Origin of the sequence: Geobacillus sp. Manikaran-105, from assembly GCF_002809955.1 — a bacterium.
Taxonomy (GTDB): Bacteria; Bacillota; Bacilli; order Bacillales; family Anoxybacillaceae; genus Geobacillus; species Geobacillus thermophilus.
On record NZ_PIJG01000011.1, the window covers coordinates 44,023 to 59,007 of the forward strand.

At 55.7% G+C, this 14,985-nt stretch carries 15 protein-coding genes; 3 read left to right on the plus strand and 12 right to left on the minus strand.

Annotated elements, in window-relative coordinates; translation table 11 throughout:
- Positions 1-4: 4 nt before the first annotated feature.
- From CV945_RS05185 to sppA, 7 genes are all read right to left on the minus strand, one after another.
- The gene (locus tag CV945_RS05185) at positions 5-1,195 is read right to left on the minus strand and encodes an acetate kinase (RefSeq protein ID WP_100659271.1); all 1,191 of its coding nucleotides are present in this window, start codon (positions 1,193-1,195) and stop codon (positions 5-7) included.
- 198 nt (positions 1,196-1,393) lie between these two features.
- Positions 1,394-2,383 carry a class I SAM-dependent methyltransferase gene (locus CV945_RS05190; RefSeq protein WP_100659272.1) on the minus strand — a complete coding sequence of 330 codons (990 nt, stop codon included), beginning with the start codon at positions 2,381-2,383 and terminating at the stop codon, positions 1,394-1,396.
- 108 nt (positions 2,384-2,491) lie between these two features.
- A complete protein-coding gene (gene tpx / locus CV945_RS05195; protein ID WP_047818873.1) occupies positions 2,492-2,992 on the minus strand; it encodes a thiol peroxidase in 501 nt (166 codons plus the stop codon).
- Positions 2,993-3,143: 151 nt separating this feature from the next.
- Entirely contained in the window at positions 3,144-3,605 is a 462-nt protein-coding gene (ytfJ, locus tag CV945_RS05200; RefSeq protein WP_033007950.1) for a GerW family sporulation protein, read from the minus strand.
- 11 nt (positions 3,606-3,616) lie between these two features.
- Positions 3,617-4,306: a DUF2953 domain-containing protein gene (locus CV945_RS05205; RefSeq protein ID WP_100659273.1), complete on the minus strand. Its 690-nt coding sequence runs from the start codon at positions 4,304-4,306 to the stop codon at positions 3,617-3,619.
- Positions 4,307-4,405: 99 nt separating this feature from the next.
- Positions 4,406-4,858 (minus strand): RDD family protein, encoded by a 453-nt coding sequence (locus tag CV945_RS05210; RefSeq protein ID WP_230581324.1) that lies wholly within the window; start codon positions 4,856-4,858, stop codon positions 4,406-4,408.
- Between the two features lie 31 nt (positions 4,859-4,889).
- Positions 4,890-5,897, minus strand: a complete 1,008-nt coding sequence (sppA, locus tag CV945_RS05215; RefSeq protein WP_094239088.1) for a signal peptide peptidase SppA — start codon at positions 5,895-5,897, stop codon at positions 4,890-4,892.
- A gap of 110 nt (positions 5,898-6,007) precedes the next feature.
- Between sppA and CV945_RS05220 the strand changes: the two genes are divergently transcribed.
- Positions 6,008-6,811 carry an NAD kinase gene (locus CV945_RS05220; RefSeq protein WP_100659274.1) on the plus strand — a complete coding sequence of 268 codons (804 nt, stop codon included), beginning with the start codon at positions 6,008-6,010 and terminating at the stop codon, positions 6,809-6,811.
- Positions 6,812-7,103: 292 nt separating this feature from the next.
- Here the strand turns inward: CV945_RS05220 and mbcS are convergent, their stop codons facing one another.
- From mbcS to ezrA, 5 genes are all read right to left on the minus strand, one after another.
- Entirely contained in the window at positions 7,104-8,699 is a 1,596-nt protein-coding gene (gene mbcS / locus CV945_RS05225; RefSeq protein WP_100659275.1) for an acyl-CoA synthetase MbcS, read from the minus strand.
- Positions 8,700-8,832: 133 nt separating this feature from the next.
- The gene (locus CV945_RS05230; RefSeq protein WP_033009180.1) at positions 8,833-9,036 is read right to left on the minus strand and encodes an alpha/beta-type small acid-soluble spore protein; all 204 of its coding nucleotides are present in this window, start codon (positions 9,034-9,036) and stop codon (positions 8,833-8,835) included.
- Positions 9,037-9,116: 80 nt separating this feature from the next.
- On the minus strand, positions 9,117-10,322 hold the full coding sequence (gene thiI / locus CV945_RS05235; RefSeq protein ID WP_100659277.1) for a tRNA uracil 4-sulfurtransferase ThiI: 1,206 nt from the start codon (positions 10,320-10,322) through the stop codon (positions 9,117-9,119).
- Positions 10,323-10,329: 7 nt separating this feature from the next.
- A complete protein-coding gene (locus tag CV945_RS05240; protein ID WP_044746335.1) occupies positions 10,330-11,475 on the minus strand; it encodes a cysteine desulfurase family protein in 1,146 nt (381 codons plus the stop codon).
- 153 nt (positions 11,476-11,628) lie between these two features.
- Complete coding sequence (ezrA, locus tag CV945_RS05245; RefSeq protein ID WP_100659276.1) at positions 11,629-13,332, minus strand: septation ring formation regulator EzrA; 1,704 nt, start codon at positions 13,330-13,332, stop codon at positions 11,629-11,631.
- A 192-nt stretch (positions 13,333-13,524) separates the two neighbouring features.
- On the opposite strand from ezrA, the gene hisJ reads away from it, so the two are divergent.
- Complete coding sequence (hisJ, locus tag CV945_RS05255) at positions 13,525-14,349, plus strand: histidinol-phosphatase HisJ (RefSeq protein WP_100659278.1); 825 nt, start codon at positions 13,525-13,527, stop codon at positions 14,347-14,349.
- A gap of 35 nt (positions 14,350-14,384) precedes the next feature.
- Positions 14,385-14,861, plus strand: a complete 477-nt coding sequence (locus CV945_RS05260) for a GAF domain-containing protein (protein WP_063330129.1) — start codon at positions 14,385-14,387, stop codon at positions 14,859-14,861.
- The last annotated feature ends 124 nt before the right edge of the window (positions 14,862-14,985 follow it).

A 14,985-nucleotide genomic window follows, 5' to 3' on the forward strand; every position in this document is an offset into this window, starting at 1 on the left:
CCGCTTACAAATTCGCCAGCCGCATGACATCACGGGCGATCATGACCTCTTCGTTCGTCGGGATGACGAGCACTTTGACCGGCGAGTGCGGGTAGCTGATGAACGCTTCTTTGCCGCGCACTTTGTTTAACACCGGATCCCAGTAGACGCCCATGAACTCAAGGCCGCGCAGCACTTTGGCGCGCACGACATCGCTGTTTTCGCCGATGCCGGCGGTGAAAATGATGGCGTCGACGCCGCACATGCGCGCCGCATACGAGCCGATGTATTTATGAATGCGGTTCGCAAACACTTCCAGCGCAAGTTCCGCGCGCTCATTTCCTTCGGCGGCCGCTTTTTCCAAGTCGCGCAAGTCGCTCGAGATGCCGGAGATGCCGAGCATGCCGCTCTTTTTATTCAGCACTTCAATCACTTCATCAGCGGTCATTCCTGTTTTTTCCATAATGTATGGGATAAGCGCCGGGTCGATGTTGCCAGAGCGCGTCCCCATCGCGACGCCCGCTAATGGCGTAAAGCCCATCGACGTGTCGATCGATTTGCCGCCTTCGACCGCCGCGATGCTCGCCCCGTTGCCTAAATGGCACGAGATGAGGCGCAGCTGCTCGATCGGCCGGCCGAGAAGCTCCGCCGCCCGCTGGGTGACGTATTTGTGCGACGTGCCATGGAAGCCGTACTTGCGAATGCCGAATTTCGTGTAATACTCATACGGCAAGCTGTACAAAAACGACTGTTCCGGCATCGTTTGGTGAAACGCCGTATCAAAAACGGCGACGGCCGGCACGTTCGGCAGTACTTCCTGAAACGCGCGGATGCCGACGAGGTTGGCCGGGTTATGAAGCGGAGCGAGCTCGGACACTTCTTCGATTTGTTTTATCACCTCATCGGTGATCAACACCGAATCGCTGAACTTCTCCCCGCCGTGGACGACGCGGTGGCCGATGCCGTCAATTTCGTCAAATGACCGGATGATGCCATAGCGAATCAGTTTGTCAAGCAGCAGTTTCACCGCCACGGCATGGTTCGGGATGGAAGTGACTTCCCGCTGTTTCTCCCCGTTCACGACGATCGTAAAAATCGCGTCGTCAAAGCCGATCCGCTCGACGACTCCTTTCGTTAACACCGTTTCCGCCGGCATGTCAAACAATTGGAATTTCAACGAAGAACTTCCCGCATTAATGGCTAACACTTTTGCCATCGAACATACAGCTCCTTTTTGCCAAAATCCGTTCGCACTTACGGTTAGTGTGCGCGATTGGGCGCTGTTTCACTATGCCTTTTTCATTGTATGCCTCCCTTTTCTTCCTTTCAAGCGGCGCTTTCTTTCGTAATCGGTTGCAAGGAAATGTTTTTATGTTGTGAAAATAAAAACAGCCTCCAAGCAGGTTGGAGACTGTCAGCGCCCTTTTTCGCCGGCGATCCAGGCATCGATTTTCGCCATCATCGCCTGCATGGCCGTCTTGTTGGAAAAGCGCGGCAGTTCGGCGAGCAGCACTTGTTTCGGCGCTTTCGCCATCGGGCCTTTCTTTTGCAAAATGAATATGCTTTTCGCCGCCTGCTCGTGTTTAAACATGGACAGCGGCAACTGCAACAAGCCTTGGACGATGGCGGTTTCTTTTAAAAATTCATTCAGCTGTTCCGCCTGAGGGCTGGAAAACAGCGTGTTCGGAATGAGGAAAAACAAATAGCCGCCGTCTTTTGTATAGCGCAAGCTTTGCTCGATCAACAAATGATGCGCATACGACCGCCCTTCTTTCGCTTTTAACGCAAAGCGGCTGGCATTGGCGTCATCCGGGTAGTAGCCGACCGGCAAATCGCAGACAACGACATCGGCCGGTTCGACGAACAAAGGGCGCAGGCTGTCCTGGTTAAACAGCTGCACCGGGTGCTGCTGCAAGTTGGCGTTGACATACGCGAGTTTGACGAGCAGATCGTCAACGTCGGCGCCGTAGCTTTTCGCCTGCCGGCCGCCGAGCCCGTTTAACACGGCTGTAAGCAAATTGGCCGTGCCGACGGCCGGGTCGAGGATCTTAAGCGCCAAATGCGAGCGCGTAAACTCGCGGACCAAATACGCCAAAAACAAACTGACCGCATCCGGAGTCATTTGGTGGTGCGGCTGGACATGCTTGCGCATCCCTTTTAACACCGCAAGCTGAAACGCCTTGCGGATTTCTTCGTTTTGAAACCGTTCCAGCATCAGTTCGCGATACTGCTTTTTCAGCCGTTTCGCGTTCAGCTCGCTCACCTCATCTTGCAGCACGTCGCCGTGAAACAAATTTTCCCCTGTTTCCGCGACAGCTTCCAAATACGTGCATTGCAGCTCCTCCTGCAAAATGCGGGCCGTTTCATCCAAGACGGCAAACAGCCGTTCAACGGGTGTCATCATGCGTGCGTCCCCCTTTCTGCCCATGTCCCTTCTATTGTACGTCCGTCCGCCCCGCAAGGCAAACAGCGGCCAAAACGAAACGGCCCCGAACGGGTCGGGGCCTTTTCATTATTTCGCCGCTTTCGCCGCTTCAATCGCCGCTTCGTAGTTCGGATGGTTCGTCACTTCCGGCACGTATTCGACATACGTCACTGTGTCATTGCTGTCGATGACAAACACGGCGCGGGCAAGCAGGCGAAGTTCTTTGATCAAGACGCCGTATGCTTGTCCAAATGAGACGTCGCGATGGTCGGACAACACTTCAACGTTTTCGATGCCGGCGGCGCCGCACCACCGTTTTTGCGCAAACGGCAAATCGACGCTGATCGTCAGCACTTTCACGTTGTCAAGCTTCGCCGCTTCCTCGTTAAACCGGCGCGTCTGCGCGTCACAAACGCCGGTGTCAAGCGACGGCACGACGCTGATGAGGCGGACGTGCCCCTTCGTATCGGCGAGCGTCACTTCCTGCAAGTTTTGATCAAGCACGGTGAAATCCGGTGCTTTGTCGCCGACTTTCACTTCGTTGCCGACGAGCGTGACCGGATTGCCTTTAAACGTCACTTGAGCCATGGCTTCTCCCCCTTAGGAAAAAATATGTACCATCTCCATAGTAAAACGAAAAGGCGGCGTTTGCAATCGTTTTACTCGCCGCATCGCCCCTTTCGCCTGCGGCCCGCCAAAACAAAGCGCTGGACGAAACCCGATCCAGCGCCAAGCCCGGCTAAATATCAAAATCGTTCGCGGTGGAAGACGCGCCGTCTTTTTTGTTTTTCTTCAACATCGCCTGGATTTTTTCGATGGCTTGTGGGGCGACATCGAGAATTTTTTCGTATAAATGCGTGCTTTCATCCAGATGGAGAAGTTTGACACCCGATGAGTTGACGACGAGAAACGCGATCGGGGTGATCGACACGCCGCCGCCGCTGCCGCCGCCAAACGGGTGCCCGTTCCCCTGTTGCTGCCCGTTTTGCCCGTTCGTTTGCGCCCCTTGGCCGTTTGTCTGGCCGTCAAGCATAAATTCGCTGCCGCCGGCCGCAAACCCGAACCCGACCTTCGACACCGTTAAAATGACGCTGCCATCCGGCGTCTCGACCGGATCGCCGATAATCGTGTTGACGTCGATCATTTGTTTTAAATTTTCCATCGCGGTTGTCATAAGCCCTTGGATCGGATGGTTCGTCATCATCATTCCTCCTAATAGCCTTCATTTGCCTGTCGCGCAGCGGAAAGGCTGCGCTTTGGCGGACGCCGCCTGCGCCAATGTTTGATGACGCGCAATCCTGCTACCATAGCATGCCCGATTCGGAAATGAAACATACATAAAAACGACGTTTCCGAGACGGCTCGGTCGTACACGGGAACGATCGCAATCACCGGGGTCGTTTTCATGTTCATGTACCGGCTCGCCGCTCCGATAATAGCGTATTTCAACGACCAGCCAAGCCCGACGAGCAGCCCGGTCGATGCCGCATCACCCGTTCCGATGTTTGTCTTCCATTCCCATTTGGTAATCGTCACATGGCGACAAAATTGTTTCATAATTTCATGAAAATCGATGACGTGCTCCAAAAACTGTTTTACTTTGCGAAAAAAGTCGGCGATTTTTTTCGGCGTCCATTTTCCTTTCTTTTCTTCCTTGCCGCGCGTCTCCCCCATCCCTTTTTTGTGGATGAACGCCACCCCGGGCGCTTCCGATTCGGTTTCCAGCTTGATGAGCGGAATGTGAATCGTGTAGCGGATGAGGCCAAACAGCGTGCGCACCACAATTTTGTATTCATCATCGTCCTGCCGATGGCGAAACACAACCGTCACGGAAAGTTTCATGAAGGCGGCAAGAAGGAACAACATCACAACGGCTATGGCGACTATGATTACGACTTTCAAGGCCCGTCCTCCCTTTCACCATATCATTGTCGCCATATGGAAAAAAAATAAACCTGCCGCATGGCAGGTGAACAACGCCGTTTGCCCCGCAAAAGCCGGCTACTCGCGGATGACGATCGTATCGGCAAACTGGTCGTGCATTCCTTTTTTCTTTTCCGAAAAGGCGACAAACAAAAAGCCGACAAACAGCAATGTTTTGCTGATGAATTTGCCGATGACTTCGCGAAACAACACGGTCAGCCAGGTGAGCGGCCCTCCTTGTTCGTCGACGACTTTTAAACCGAACACCATCTTGCCGAGTGTCTGCCCGAACGCTTTCGTCATCAGCACAAAGTAGGCGTAAAAAACGACCGCCGCCGCCACCGAGGCCGGCGCAAACAACCCGTCCCGCTCAAGCGGCCAATCGAATAGGCGGAAAAGCGGCCAAACGACAAGCCGGTTGAGGCTCGAGACAACAATGACATCAAGGCAATACGCCCAAAAGCGAAGCCAAAACCCTCCGTAGCGGGGAGCGGGGTCCGCCGCATCACAGATGGACGCCGGCAGCGCCATCGATTGTGTGTCCTCCATTTCTTGATCCCCCCTATTCGGCGTACAAGTACATAAGCCGCGGCGAGGATGGGCGCGACAACAGGCGGATGAGCCCGGCCGCCTCGCTGTCCGGCTTTATCCGGTTCGACACCATCTCAAAGAGAGAGCTCCACGGCGCATCGTTCACGTATTTTACCACTTGAGCGCCGGTTAAATGATGCTCTTTTTTGAGCGCAGCGATCGCGTCATCCAAGTAGCCGAACTCGTCGACAAGGTGGAGCGCCTTCGCCTGTCGCCCGTCATAAATGCGGCCGTCCGCCAGCTTGCGCACCGTCTCTTCCGGCATCTTTCTCCCTTCGGCAACGACATCAACAAACGCCTCATACGATTGATCAATCAACCGCTGCAAAATGTCCCGCTCCGCCTCGGTCATTTTGCGCGCCGGATTCATGAGGTCTTTGTACGGCCCGCTTTTGATCGTGACAAGCTCGACGCCGTACTTCTTTGCCAGCCCTTCATAGTTGACGCTTTGCATGATGACGCCGATCGAGCCGGTGATCGTCTCCGGGCTGGCGAAAATTTTATCGCCGGCCGCTGCGATATAGTAACCGCCCGAGGCGGCCATGGTCCCCATCGATACATAAATCGGCTTGTTCGTCTTCTTTTTCAGCTTCATCAGCTGATCGTAAATTTCCGCGCTTTCCGCGACACCGCCGCCCGGCGAATTAATGCGCAAGATGATCGCTTTGACGTCTCGATCTTCCTTCGCCTGTTTGATCATTTGCAAAAACGTTTGGTGATTGTACTGTGATGAGGAAAGAAACGACTCCGCTTCCCCCGCATCTTGAATCACTCCGTTCACTTCCAACACTGCGATTTTTTTCAACGGGTCGCCCTCGGCGATGACTTCTTCGCTAAATGGCGACTCCATGAGCGCCAGCCACCTTTCCGACCAGTCGCCCTCCTTGTCGGACAAAAGAACGCCAACCGCCTGAACAAGCACGGAGATCACAAACAAGGCGGCGGCGATGGCCAACGCCGTCCATCGTTTTCGATTCATCATCTTCCCCCCTTTGCATCGGCTGCCATATTTTTAGAATCGTGGCAAACGTGGTACAATATTCATTGTACATCGGTTCAAGATTCGACGCTACTAGGAGGATGCAAAATATGGATACCGAACGCAACCGCCTTTATTTTTTTTATAAGCGCGACGATGAACTCGTCCGGCGAGTGAAGCCGCTCATCGAACGGGCTGAGCGCGGGCCGTTTGTCGTTGTCGACGACTATCGGGAAGCGAACATCATTGTCAGCATCGGCGACGACGGCGCGTTTTTGCAGGCGGTCCGGCAGACGGGATTTCTTCCTGACCGTTTGTACGTCGGCGTGTCCGTCTTGCCGGCGCGCGGGTTTTACTGCGATTTCCATATTGACGACATCGATCATATGGTGGAAGCGGCGAAAAATTGGAAACTCGAAGTGCGGCGCTACCCAATCATCGAAGTGACGATCGACGGCGCGGCTTCGTTTTTCTGCTTAAACGAATGTTCGATCCGCTCGCAAGTCATTAAAACGATGGCGGTCGACGTGTTCATCGACGATTTGCATTTTGAGACGTTCCGCGGCGACGGCATTATCGTCTCGACGCCGACCGGCAGCACCGGCTACAACAAGTCGGTGCACGGGGCGGTCGTCGATCCGCTTTTGCCGTGCTTTCAAGTGAGCGAACTCGCTTCGCTCAACAGCAACCGCTACCGGACGCTCGGTTCGCCGTTCATTTTGAGCGGCACGCGGACACTGACGTTGAAAATGTCGGAGGAAACGAGCCATTTTCCGATCATCGGCCTGGACAATGAGGCGCTCAGCATCCAGCACATTGAACGGATCGACATCCGCCTGAGCGACCGGGTCGTGAAAACGGTGCGCTTAAAAGATAATTCGTTTTGGGAGAAAGTGAAACGCGTCTTTTTATAAACCGCGCAAAAAGAGGCTGACCTAAAAGTGTGGCAATGCTCCTATCTGGGGCAACATGAAAAATAGACCACCACGAAAAACCCGGTAAAACCAAGGGTTTCAGAGGTGGTCTCTTTCACATACTTCGGTTACATTTCATCCAAAAGGGGCTTTTGAATCAGCTCCTTCTTTTCCAGCGGGACGGACAGGCAAACGAAACGCCTCCGCTCCCGGCTTTTTTCGGCTCGGCGCTGCCTTCCCGCCGGGCAGCGCCGGATTGACGGAAAAACGCGCGCTTCATTCGGATCCGCGCTTACAACGACCGGCCGGCGAGGCGCGCTTCCCGCTCGCGCAGCTCGACGCGGCGGATTTTTCCGGACGCCGTTTTCGGCAAATCGTCGACAAACTCGATTTTGCGCGGGTATTTGTACGGCGCTGTCAACTGTTTGACATGTTCTTGCAGCGCTGGAATGAGGGACGGATCGTCTTTGTCAACCCCCTCGCGCAAGACGACGAACGCCTTGACGACATGGCCGCGCACTTCATCCGGGCTGGCGACAACGGCGCACTCTTTGACGGCTGGGTGTTTGACAAGCGCGTCCTCGACTTCAAACGGGCCGATCGTATAGCCGGCGCTGATGATGATGTCATCGCCGCGCCCCTCAAACCAAAAATAGCCGTCCTCGTCTTTTCGCGCCTTGTCTCCGGTGATATAGTAATCGCCGCGGAATTGCATCGCCGTCCGCTCCGGATCTTTGTAGTAATATTTGAACAACGCCGGCGTTTCGACGTGGACGGCGATATCGCCGACAACGCCGACCGAGCACGGCTCGCCGTTTTCATCGATAATCTCGACGCGGTTACCCGGCGTCGGTTTCCCCATCGAGCCCGGTTTGATTTCCATTCCTTTCATGACGCCGACCAGCAGCGTATTTTCCGTCTGCCCGTAGCCGTCGCGCACTTCGATGCCGAAATGTTTGGCAAACGTGTCGATCACTTCACGGTTGAGCGGCTCGCCGGCAGACACCGCGCTGTGCAGAGCCGATAAGTTGTAGCGGCCGATGTCCGTCACTTTCGCCATCAGTCGGTATTCGGTCGGCGTGCAGCAAAGCACGTTGATTTGATATTTTTCAAGCAGCTGCAAATATTTTTCCGGCTCAAAGCGGCCGTAATAGACAAAGCCGGTCACCCCTGAGCCGAGCACCGACAAAAACGGGCTCCAAATCCATTTTTGCCACCCCGGCCCGGCCGTCGCCCAGACGAGGTCGCCTTCTTCGATGCACAGCCAGTTTTTCGCCGCCGTGCGCAAATGGGCGTACGCCCAACCATGGCAATGCACAACCCCTTTCGGATTGCCGGTCGTGCCGGACGTATACGACAGAAACGCCATATCGTCGCGCGAGGTGTCCGCCGCTTCGAGCGTTTCGCTTTCCTTCGCGATGGCCGCTTCAAGCGGCAGCCAGCCGTCATGCGCCTGCGCGCCGATTGAAAACTTCAACAGCCGGTCGACGCCGTCGATCGGAGCGAATTCGCCCACATACGGTTCATAGGCGACGACCGCTTTCGCTTCGCTATGGGACAGCCGGTATTGCAAATCTTTCGTCCGCAGCATCTCCGAGCTCGGAATGACGACAAGCCCGGCTTTGAGCGCCCCTAAATACACTTCATATGCCTCAATGAGGCGCGGCACCATAACGAGCACTTTGTCCCCTTTCTGAAGGCCATGCGACAAGAAAGCGTTTCCAATTTGATTGGCGCGCGCCATCAGGCGGCCGTATGTAATCTCGCGCGTTTCCCCCTGCTCATTTTCCCATTTTAACGCGATTCGGTCTGGATCGGCCGCCGCGTGCCTTTCCATTTCCGATGTTAAATTGTACCGCTCGGGCGCGATCAAGTCTTCCCGTCTCATCGTTTCTCCCCCTGTTCCTCGTTCGTTTGCCGGCGTCGGCATTTCCATTATACAAAATAGTTATTATATTTTGAATAATTTTTTGACATAAAAGCGGCGGGGGCATCCCCCGCCGCGAAGCCATCATATGAAATTAGAATTGGCGTGCGCCGCCCAATTGTTGTTGCGCCATGGCAACGAGGCGTTTCGTGATCTCGCCGCCGACCGAACCGTTGGCGCGGGAAGTCGTGTCAGCGCCTAAGTTGACGCCAAATTCTTGGGCGATTTCGTATTTCATTTGTTCGAGCGCTTGTTGGGCACCCGGAACAAGCAATTGATTGTTGTTGTTGCGTGCCATCTGTTTTCACCTCCTTGTACGTATAGAATGTGTGAAAACAGACGGCGATATGCAGCAACGCTTTTGGTAAATTTTGAGATTTAGAACAATCCGGCGAACTCGTCAGTCCGTCCGTTTTCTTCGTCAATCACCATCGTTTCCGTCTCGTTGACCGCCTTCTCGAGCAGCGGGGCGAGATCCAGTTCGCGCTCATACTGGAGCACTTTCTCTTTTTTCGGTTTCGTTTTCGGCGCCCGCGGCGTAAAAATGGTGCAGCAGTCTTCGTATGGAAGAATTGAAATATCATGGGTGTCAATGCGCTTCGCCATCTCGATGATTTCCATTTTATCCATCGAGATGAGCGGGCGCAAAACTGGTGTGTTCGTCACTTCATTGATGACGTACATGCTCTCGAGCGTCTGGCTCGCCACTTGGCCGAGGCTTTCGCCGGTGACGATCGCCAGCGCCCGGTGGCGGCGGCGCAAAGCGTCCGTAATGGCCAGCATCGCCCGCCGGGTGGAAATGAGCGAATACTCGTTCGGCACCCCTTGGTAAATGGCTTGCTGCACTTCGGTAAACGGCACGATATGCAGCTTGATCGTTCCGCCGTACACCGTCAGCTTCCGCACCAAGTCAATGACTTTTTGCTTCGCTCGCTCGCTTGTATACGGCGGGCTGAAAAAGTGGACGGCCTCAATTTCCAAGCCGCGCTTCATCGCCAAATACCCGGCAACCGGGCTGTCGATGCCGCCGGAGAGCATGAGCATCGCCTTGCCGCTCGTCCCGACCGGCAGGCCGCCGGCGCCGAAAATGTCGCGGCATGTGACGTACGTGCCGTCTTGGCGCACCTCGACGCGCACGTCAATGTCCGGTTCACGCACGTTGACGGTCAGGCCGTCCGTCTGCCGCAAAATGTGCGCCCCGATTTCATGGTTCAACTCATCGCTCCGGTAGGGAAACTGCTTATTGACGCGGCGGGCGCTCACTTTAAATGTTTTTCCGTTGTGCGGCAGCTGCCGTACGGCGGCGAGCGCCGTTTCTTTGATCGCTGCCAGGTCGTTTTCGCATTTCATCGCCAGGCTGAACGAATGGATGCCAAACACCGTTTTCAGCTTGTCGATGATCGGCTCGTGCGGCTCACCGTTTAATAAAATGTACATCCGGTCGCGCATATATTCAATCTGAATACAGGGAAACGCCCGCAGCTTACGGGCGATGTTTTGTTTCAGCCGCCGCACGAACACATTGCGGTTTTTCCCTTTCGTCGTCATTTCACCGTAGCGGATTAAAATGCGGTCGTACTTCATTTCCATGTCATCCTGTTACCTCGCTTAACGTTTTGATCGCCTGCCTGATGGCGGCCACCGCTGGCGCGATCTCTTCTTGCGTATTGTCAAACGACAGGCTGATGCGGATGCCGCGCTCGGCCCGGTCTTCGCCCAATCCCATCGCCAGCAGCGTTTTGCTCGGCGCCTTTTTTTTCGACGAGCAGGCCGAGGTCGTCGAGACGTAAACGCCGCTTTTCTCAAGCTCATGAACGAACACTTCCGGCTTCAGGCCGGGCTTTAAGGAAAAGTTGATGATATGCGGAGCGGCACCGTCGCGCGGCGTGTTGATCGCAATGTCCGGAACGGCCGCGAGCGCTTCCAGCCACTTGTCTTTGAGCTCCTTGAGCCGGCCGATGTCCCGCTCATACCGCTCCATGGCAAGGCGGAGCGCTTTGGCCATCGCGACGATGGCGGCGACATTTTCCGTGCCGGATCGGAGCCGCATTTCTTGGCCGCCGCCGGCCAACAGCGGCATCAGACGGACGCCTTCGCGGACGTACAGCGCACCGGCGCCGCGCAGCCCGTGAAATTTATGGGCCGATATCGTGCATAAATCAACGCCCGCTCGCTGCAAATCGAGCGGCACTTTGCTGATGCCTTGCACCCGGTCGACGTGAAACAGCGTTTTCGGATAGCGGGCCAAAAGCGCGCCGATTTCTTCGATCGGCTGCACGGTGCCAACCTCGTTGTTCACATGCATGACCGAAACGAGAATCGTATCGTCGCGCAACGCACGCTCCACTTGTTTGGCCGACACTCTTCCGTCCCGGTCAACCGGCAAATACGTCACCTCAAAGCCGAGCTCTTCAAGCTGGCGGCACGGCTCGGCGACGGACGGATGCTCGATTTCCGTCGTAATGATGTGCCGGCCGCGCTGCCGGTACTGCCAGGCGACGCCTTTAATGGCCAAATTGTTTGCCTCGGTCCCGCCCGAGGTGAACACGATTTCGCCCGGCTTGACGCGCAGCATGGCGGCGACTTGTTCACGCGCCTGCGCGAGCAGCCGCTCCGCCTTCATGCCGAGCCCATGAAGGGAAGACGGGTTGGCGAAATAGCTGGATGCGACCGCAACGAACGAATCGATCGCTTCCGGAAACGGCTTCGTCGTCGCGCTGTTGTCAAGATAAATCATCGTTTCCATCCTCCGCTCGTCATCGGCAAATGTACACATAACCATATCATATAAAAGCAGACTGAAAACAGCAACGAAAACACACACGCATTTACAGTATCCGCCAAAAACCCGATAAATATCGGCCGAAACCGATATTTATCGGGTTTTTGCTCACGATTGTTGATCGTTGTCCGCCTGCCACAGCTGCCGCACGCGGTCGAACGCGCCCGGCTCGACTTTCTCCACCGTCGCCACCGCCTGCCGGAGCGCTTCCTCGTAATCGTAATGACGGAACAAAAATTCGGCCTCTTCAAGCCCTTTATGCACCTCCGGATAACGGCGGCGATAGCGGTTGCCGTACTGAATCGTCCGCTCGGCCAAGGCGGCCTGCTCGATCATTTCGACCGTCCGCTCATGCAGCCGCTCGACGACCGCCTTCGCTTCTTCGAGCGCCCCGTCGACCGCCGGCATGTGAAGCGGCTTTTCTTCAAGGCGGGCGGCGACGGCCTGCAAGCTCGTTTTGGCCTCTGCAAGCTCATGTGAATAAGACTCCGGCAGCCCCGGCAGCCGGCTTTTTTGCACGAGGCGAACCGCTTCGGACAACATTTTCCGCATGTCATCAAGCTTTTCGCGGGCGATCAGTTCATCTTTGCGCAGCGTCTGCAGCATGCGGCGAAACTGTTCATGCTCCTCTTTCATCATGTCGATTTGGGATGTAAGCTGCTCGAGCTCCTCGCGCAGCAGCGAATACGCCGTTTTCGCCTCGGCGGCGCGGTCGTGGATGAGCCAAAACCGCTTTTGCAGCTTTTGCAGCTGCTTTTCAATGCTTCGGTATTTTTCCACGTCCCCCGGCGGCAGATGATAGCTTTGCTGGACGAACAGCGCTTCCGCCCCCGTCTCCTTCGCCGCGGCGGCGAGCTCCTCAAGCATGCCGCCAATGCGCGGCATTTCCGTTTGCACGTACTGATGGGCCAGCACTTCCTGCTCAAGCGAATCATACAGCGCCTCGATTTCTTCTTTCAGCCCGGCGAGCATCTGCTTCGCCTCTTCAATGCGCAGTTCGCCGATCATCGCCAAACAGTGCTGAATTTTTTCCTGCTTTTCCGCAAGCGCGCGCTCGATGTCCAAGTGGTCGAGAATGTACCCGCTTTGCTCCATTTCCCGATAGCCGTCGGCGAGCTCGGCAAGCTGGGCGGGAAGCGATGTTTGGCACTCGCCAAGCAGCGCCGGGATGTCCTCCATCATCGCGGCGAGGCGGTTCAGCTCCTGCTTGAGCGCCAGCACGACGTCGCGCGCTGCCAAATAGTTGCCGGCTTCTGTCAACTCGACAAACAACTGAAATTGCTTTTCCGCCTCAGCCAACCGGACGTCCAGCAGATCGGCGGCCGCCCCGAACGTATACCGATAGGCGAGCAGCGTTTTTTTGGCTTCCCGGTGCGCGGTGCGCAGCTCTTCGATTTCGACCCGGCTTTGTTCCTCGCTGCCGATCAGCTCGTTGACTTCGCAAATGATTTGCTGAATTTCTTCCTCCACGCGCCGGAGTGCGTCCGCCGTTTGCCCGAGCAGCCGGCGCGCCTTTCGATACCGGTATTTGTCCAACAGCGTTTCGGCGTCAAACAGCTGCTCCTCGACGTTCGGCAGCTTGACGGCCACGATGTCATCCCACTGTTGGCGCCAGCGCTCAAACAACTGCTCCGTCTCCCCGGTCATGTTCAGCTGTTTCACCTTGGCAAGCTCATCCGGCACCGGTTCATTCATCAACCGGATTTTCCACTCTTCAAGCCCGTCGATTTCCCGGTACATCCGCTTTCGGCGCAGATGATTATATCCAATTGCTCCTGCCGCAAGGAGCAGAATAACCCACACGATTCCCATCCGCTAATGCCCCCTTGCACTCAAGCTACTTCGAAGTGAATGAAAATGGCGGAGAAGGCAAACATATATATTTTTCAATGTTTTTATGATACCATGTTATCGACATTTTTTGACCAAAATTTTTATTTTTTTTACAAGAATCTTCAATTGGTTTGCTGTGATACAATGATGGAAGGAAAGGGGGAACCCGCTTTGCGCGACGGCCACATTCACACACCGTTTTGCCCGCACGGAAGCCAAGATCCGCTTGAGGCCTATGTAGAGCGCGCGATCGAACTGGGCTATACCGACATTTCCTTTACGGAGCATGCCCCGCTTCCTGAGCGGTTTATCGATCCAACGCCCAACCAGGACTGTTCGATGAAGCTTAGCCAGCTTGAGCGCTATTTGCACGCCGTCGCTGAGGTGAAAGCCCGCTACCGAAACGACATTGCCATCCGTGTCGGGCTCGAAGTCGATTTTATTCCTGGCTTTGAGGAAGAAACAACCCGCCTGCTCGACGAGGTCGGCCCGCTCCTTGACGACAGCATTTTATCGGTTCATTTTTTGGCGCACAACGGCCAATACGTATGCCTCGATTACAGCGCCGACATGTTTGCCGGCATCGTCCGCCTGTTCGGCTCGGTCGAGCGCGTGCACGCCGCCTATTACGAAACGGTGCGCCAGTCCATCCGCGCCGACCTTGGCCGCTATAAGCCGCGGCGCATCGGCCATATGACGCTTGTGCGCAAGTTTTGGCGCCGCTTTCCGTGCCGGGAGCCGATGACGGAGCGCATGTTGGCCATTCTTGACGACATCGAGCAGTTCGGCTATGAAATCGACTACAACGGCGCCGGCGCTGCCAAACCGCTCTGCCGTGAGCCGTACCCGCCCAACCACCTGATCGCTGAGGCGCATCGGCGCGGCATTCCGATCGTGTACGGTTCAGACGCCCACCGCGCCGCCGACTTGCATCAAGGACGGGGCGTCATGGACGGCGAGGCGCTTTCCGTTGGCAGCCGTCGGACGTCATCTTAAAATGAGCGAAAACAAATTCAAGGAGGCATGTTCCGATGTTTCACCCGATCGCTTACAGCGGCACACGCGAAGAAAACTACGCGCTCGTCATCGAGCAGCTGAAGGCGCTCATCGCCGGAGAGCCGAACATGATCGCCAACTTGGCGAACGCCGCTGCTTTGCTCAATCAGTTTCTCACCGACATCAACTGGGTCGGCTTTTATCTCGCCGATGACGACGAGCTTGTGCTCGGCCCGTTCCAAGGCTTGCCGGCGTGCGTCCGCATTCCGTTTGGCAAGGGGGTGTGCGGCACGGCAGCCGCCGAACGGCGGACGGTGGTCGTTCCAGACGTTCACCAATTCCCGGGCCATATCGCCTGCGATGCGGCGTCTCAATCGGAAATCGTCGTGCCGCTCATCAAAGACGACCGCGTCATCGGCGTTCTTGACATCGACAGCCCGGTGAAAAACCGCTTCGATGACATCGACCGCCGCTACTTGGAGCAGTTTGCCAGCGTGCTCATTTCCGCCTGACGAAAAAAGCGCACCAAGCGCGAAGAAGGGGCTGACCCAAAAGTCCGCCAAAAAGCGGACTTTTGGAGTCAGCCCTCTCTGGTTTTTGTATATTTTACCAAACGGAACAAAATTCCGACTCTGT

Coding starts and splice junctions, on each gene's coding strand:
- CV945_RS05185 (WP_100659271.1), bottom strand. CDS start 1,195: ATGGCAAAAGTGTTAGCCATTAATGCGGGAAGTTCTTCGTTGAAATTC.
- CV945_RS05190 (WP_100659272.1), bottom strand. CDS start 2,383: ATGATGACACCCGTTGAACGGCTGTTTGCCGTCTTGGATGAAACGGCC.
- tpx (WP_047818873.1), bottom strand. CDS start 2,992: ATGGCTCAAGTGACGTTTAAAGGCAATCCGGTCACGCTCGTCGGCAAC.
- ytfJ (WP_033007950.1), bottom strand. CDS start 3,605: ATGACGAACCATCCGATCCAAGGGCTTATGACAACCGCGATGGAAAAT.
- CV945_RS05210 (WP_230581324.1), bottom strand. CDS start 4,858: ATGGCGCTGCCGGCGTCCATCTGTGATGCGGCGGACCCCGCTCCCCGC.
- sppA (WP_094239088.1), bottom strand. CDS start 5,897: ATGAATCGAAAACGATGGACGGCGTTGGCCATCGCCGCCGCCTTGTTT.
- CV945_RS05220 (WP_100659274.1), top strand. CDS start 6,008: ATGGATACCGAACGCAACCGCCTTTATTTTTTTTATAAGCGCGACGAT.
- mbcS (WP_100659275.1), bottom strand. CDS start 8,699: ATGAGACGGGAAGACTTGATCGCGCCCGAGCGGTACAATTTAACATCG.
- CV945_RS05230 (WP_033009180.1), bottom strand. CDS start 9,036: ATGGCACGCAACAACAACAATCAATTGCTTGTTCCGGGTGCCCAACAA.
- thiI (WP_100659277.1), bottom strand. CDS start 10,322: ATGAAGTACGACCGCATTTTAATCCGCTACGGTGAAATGACGACGAAA.
- CV945_RS05240 (WP_044746335.1), bottom strand. CDS start 11,475: ATGATTTATCTTGACAACAGCGCGACGACGAAGCCGTTTCCGGAAGCG.
- ezrA (WP_100659276.1), bottom strand. CDS start 13,332: ATGGGAATCGTGTGGGTTATTCTGCTCCTTGCGGCAGGAGCAATTGGA.
- CV945_RS05260 (WP_063330129.1), top strand. CDS start 14,385: ATGTTTCACCCGATCGCTTACAGCGGCACACGCGAAGAAAACTACGCG.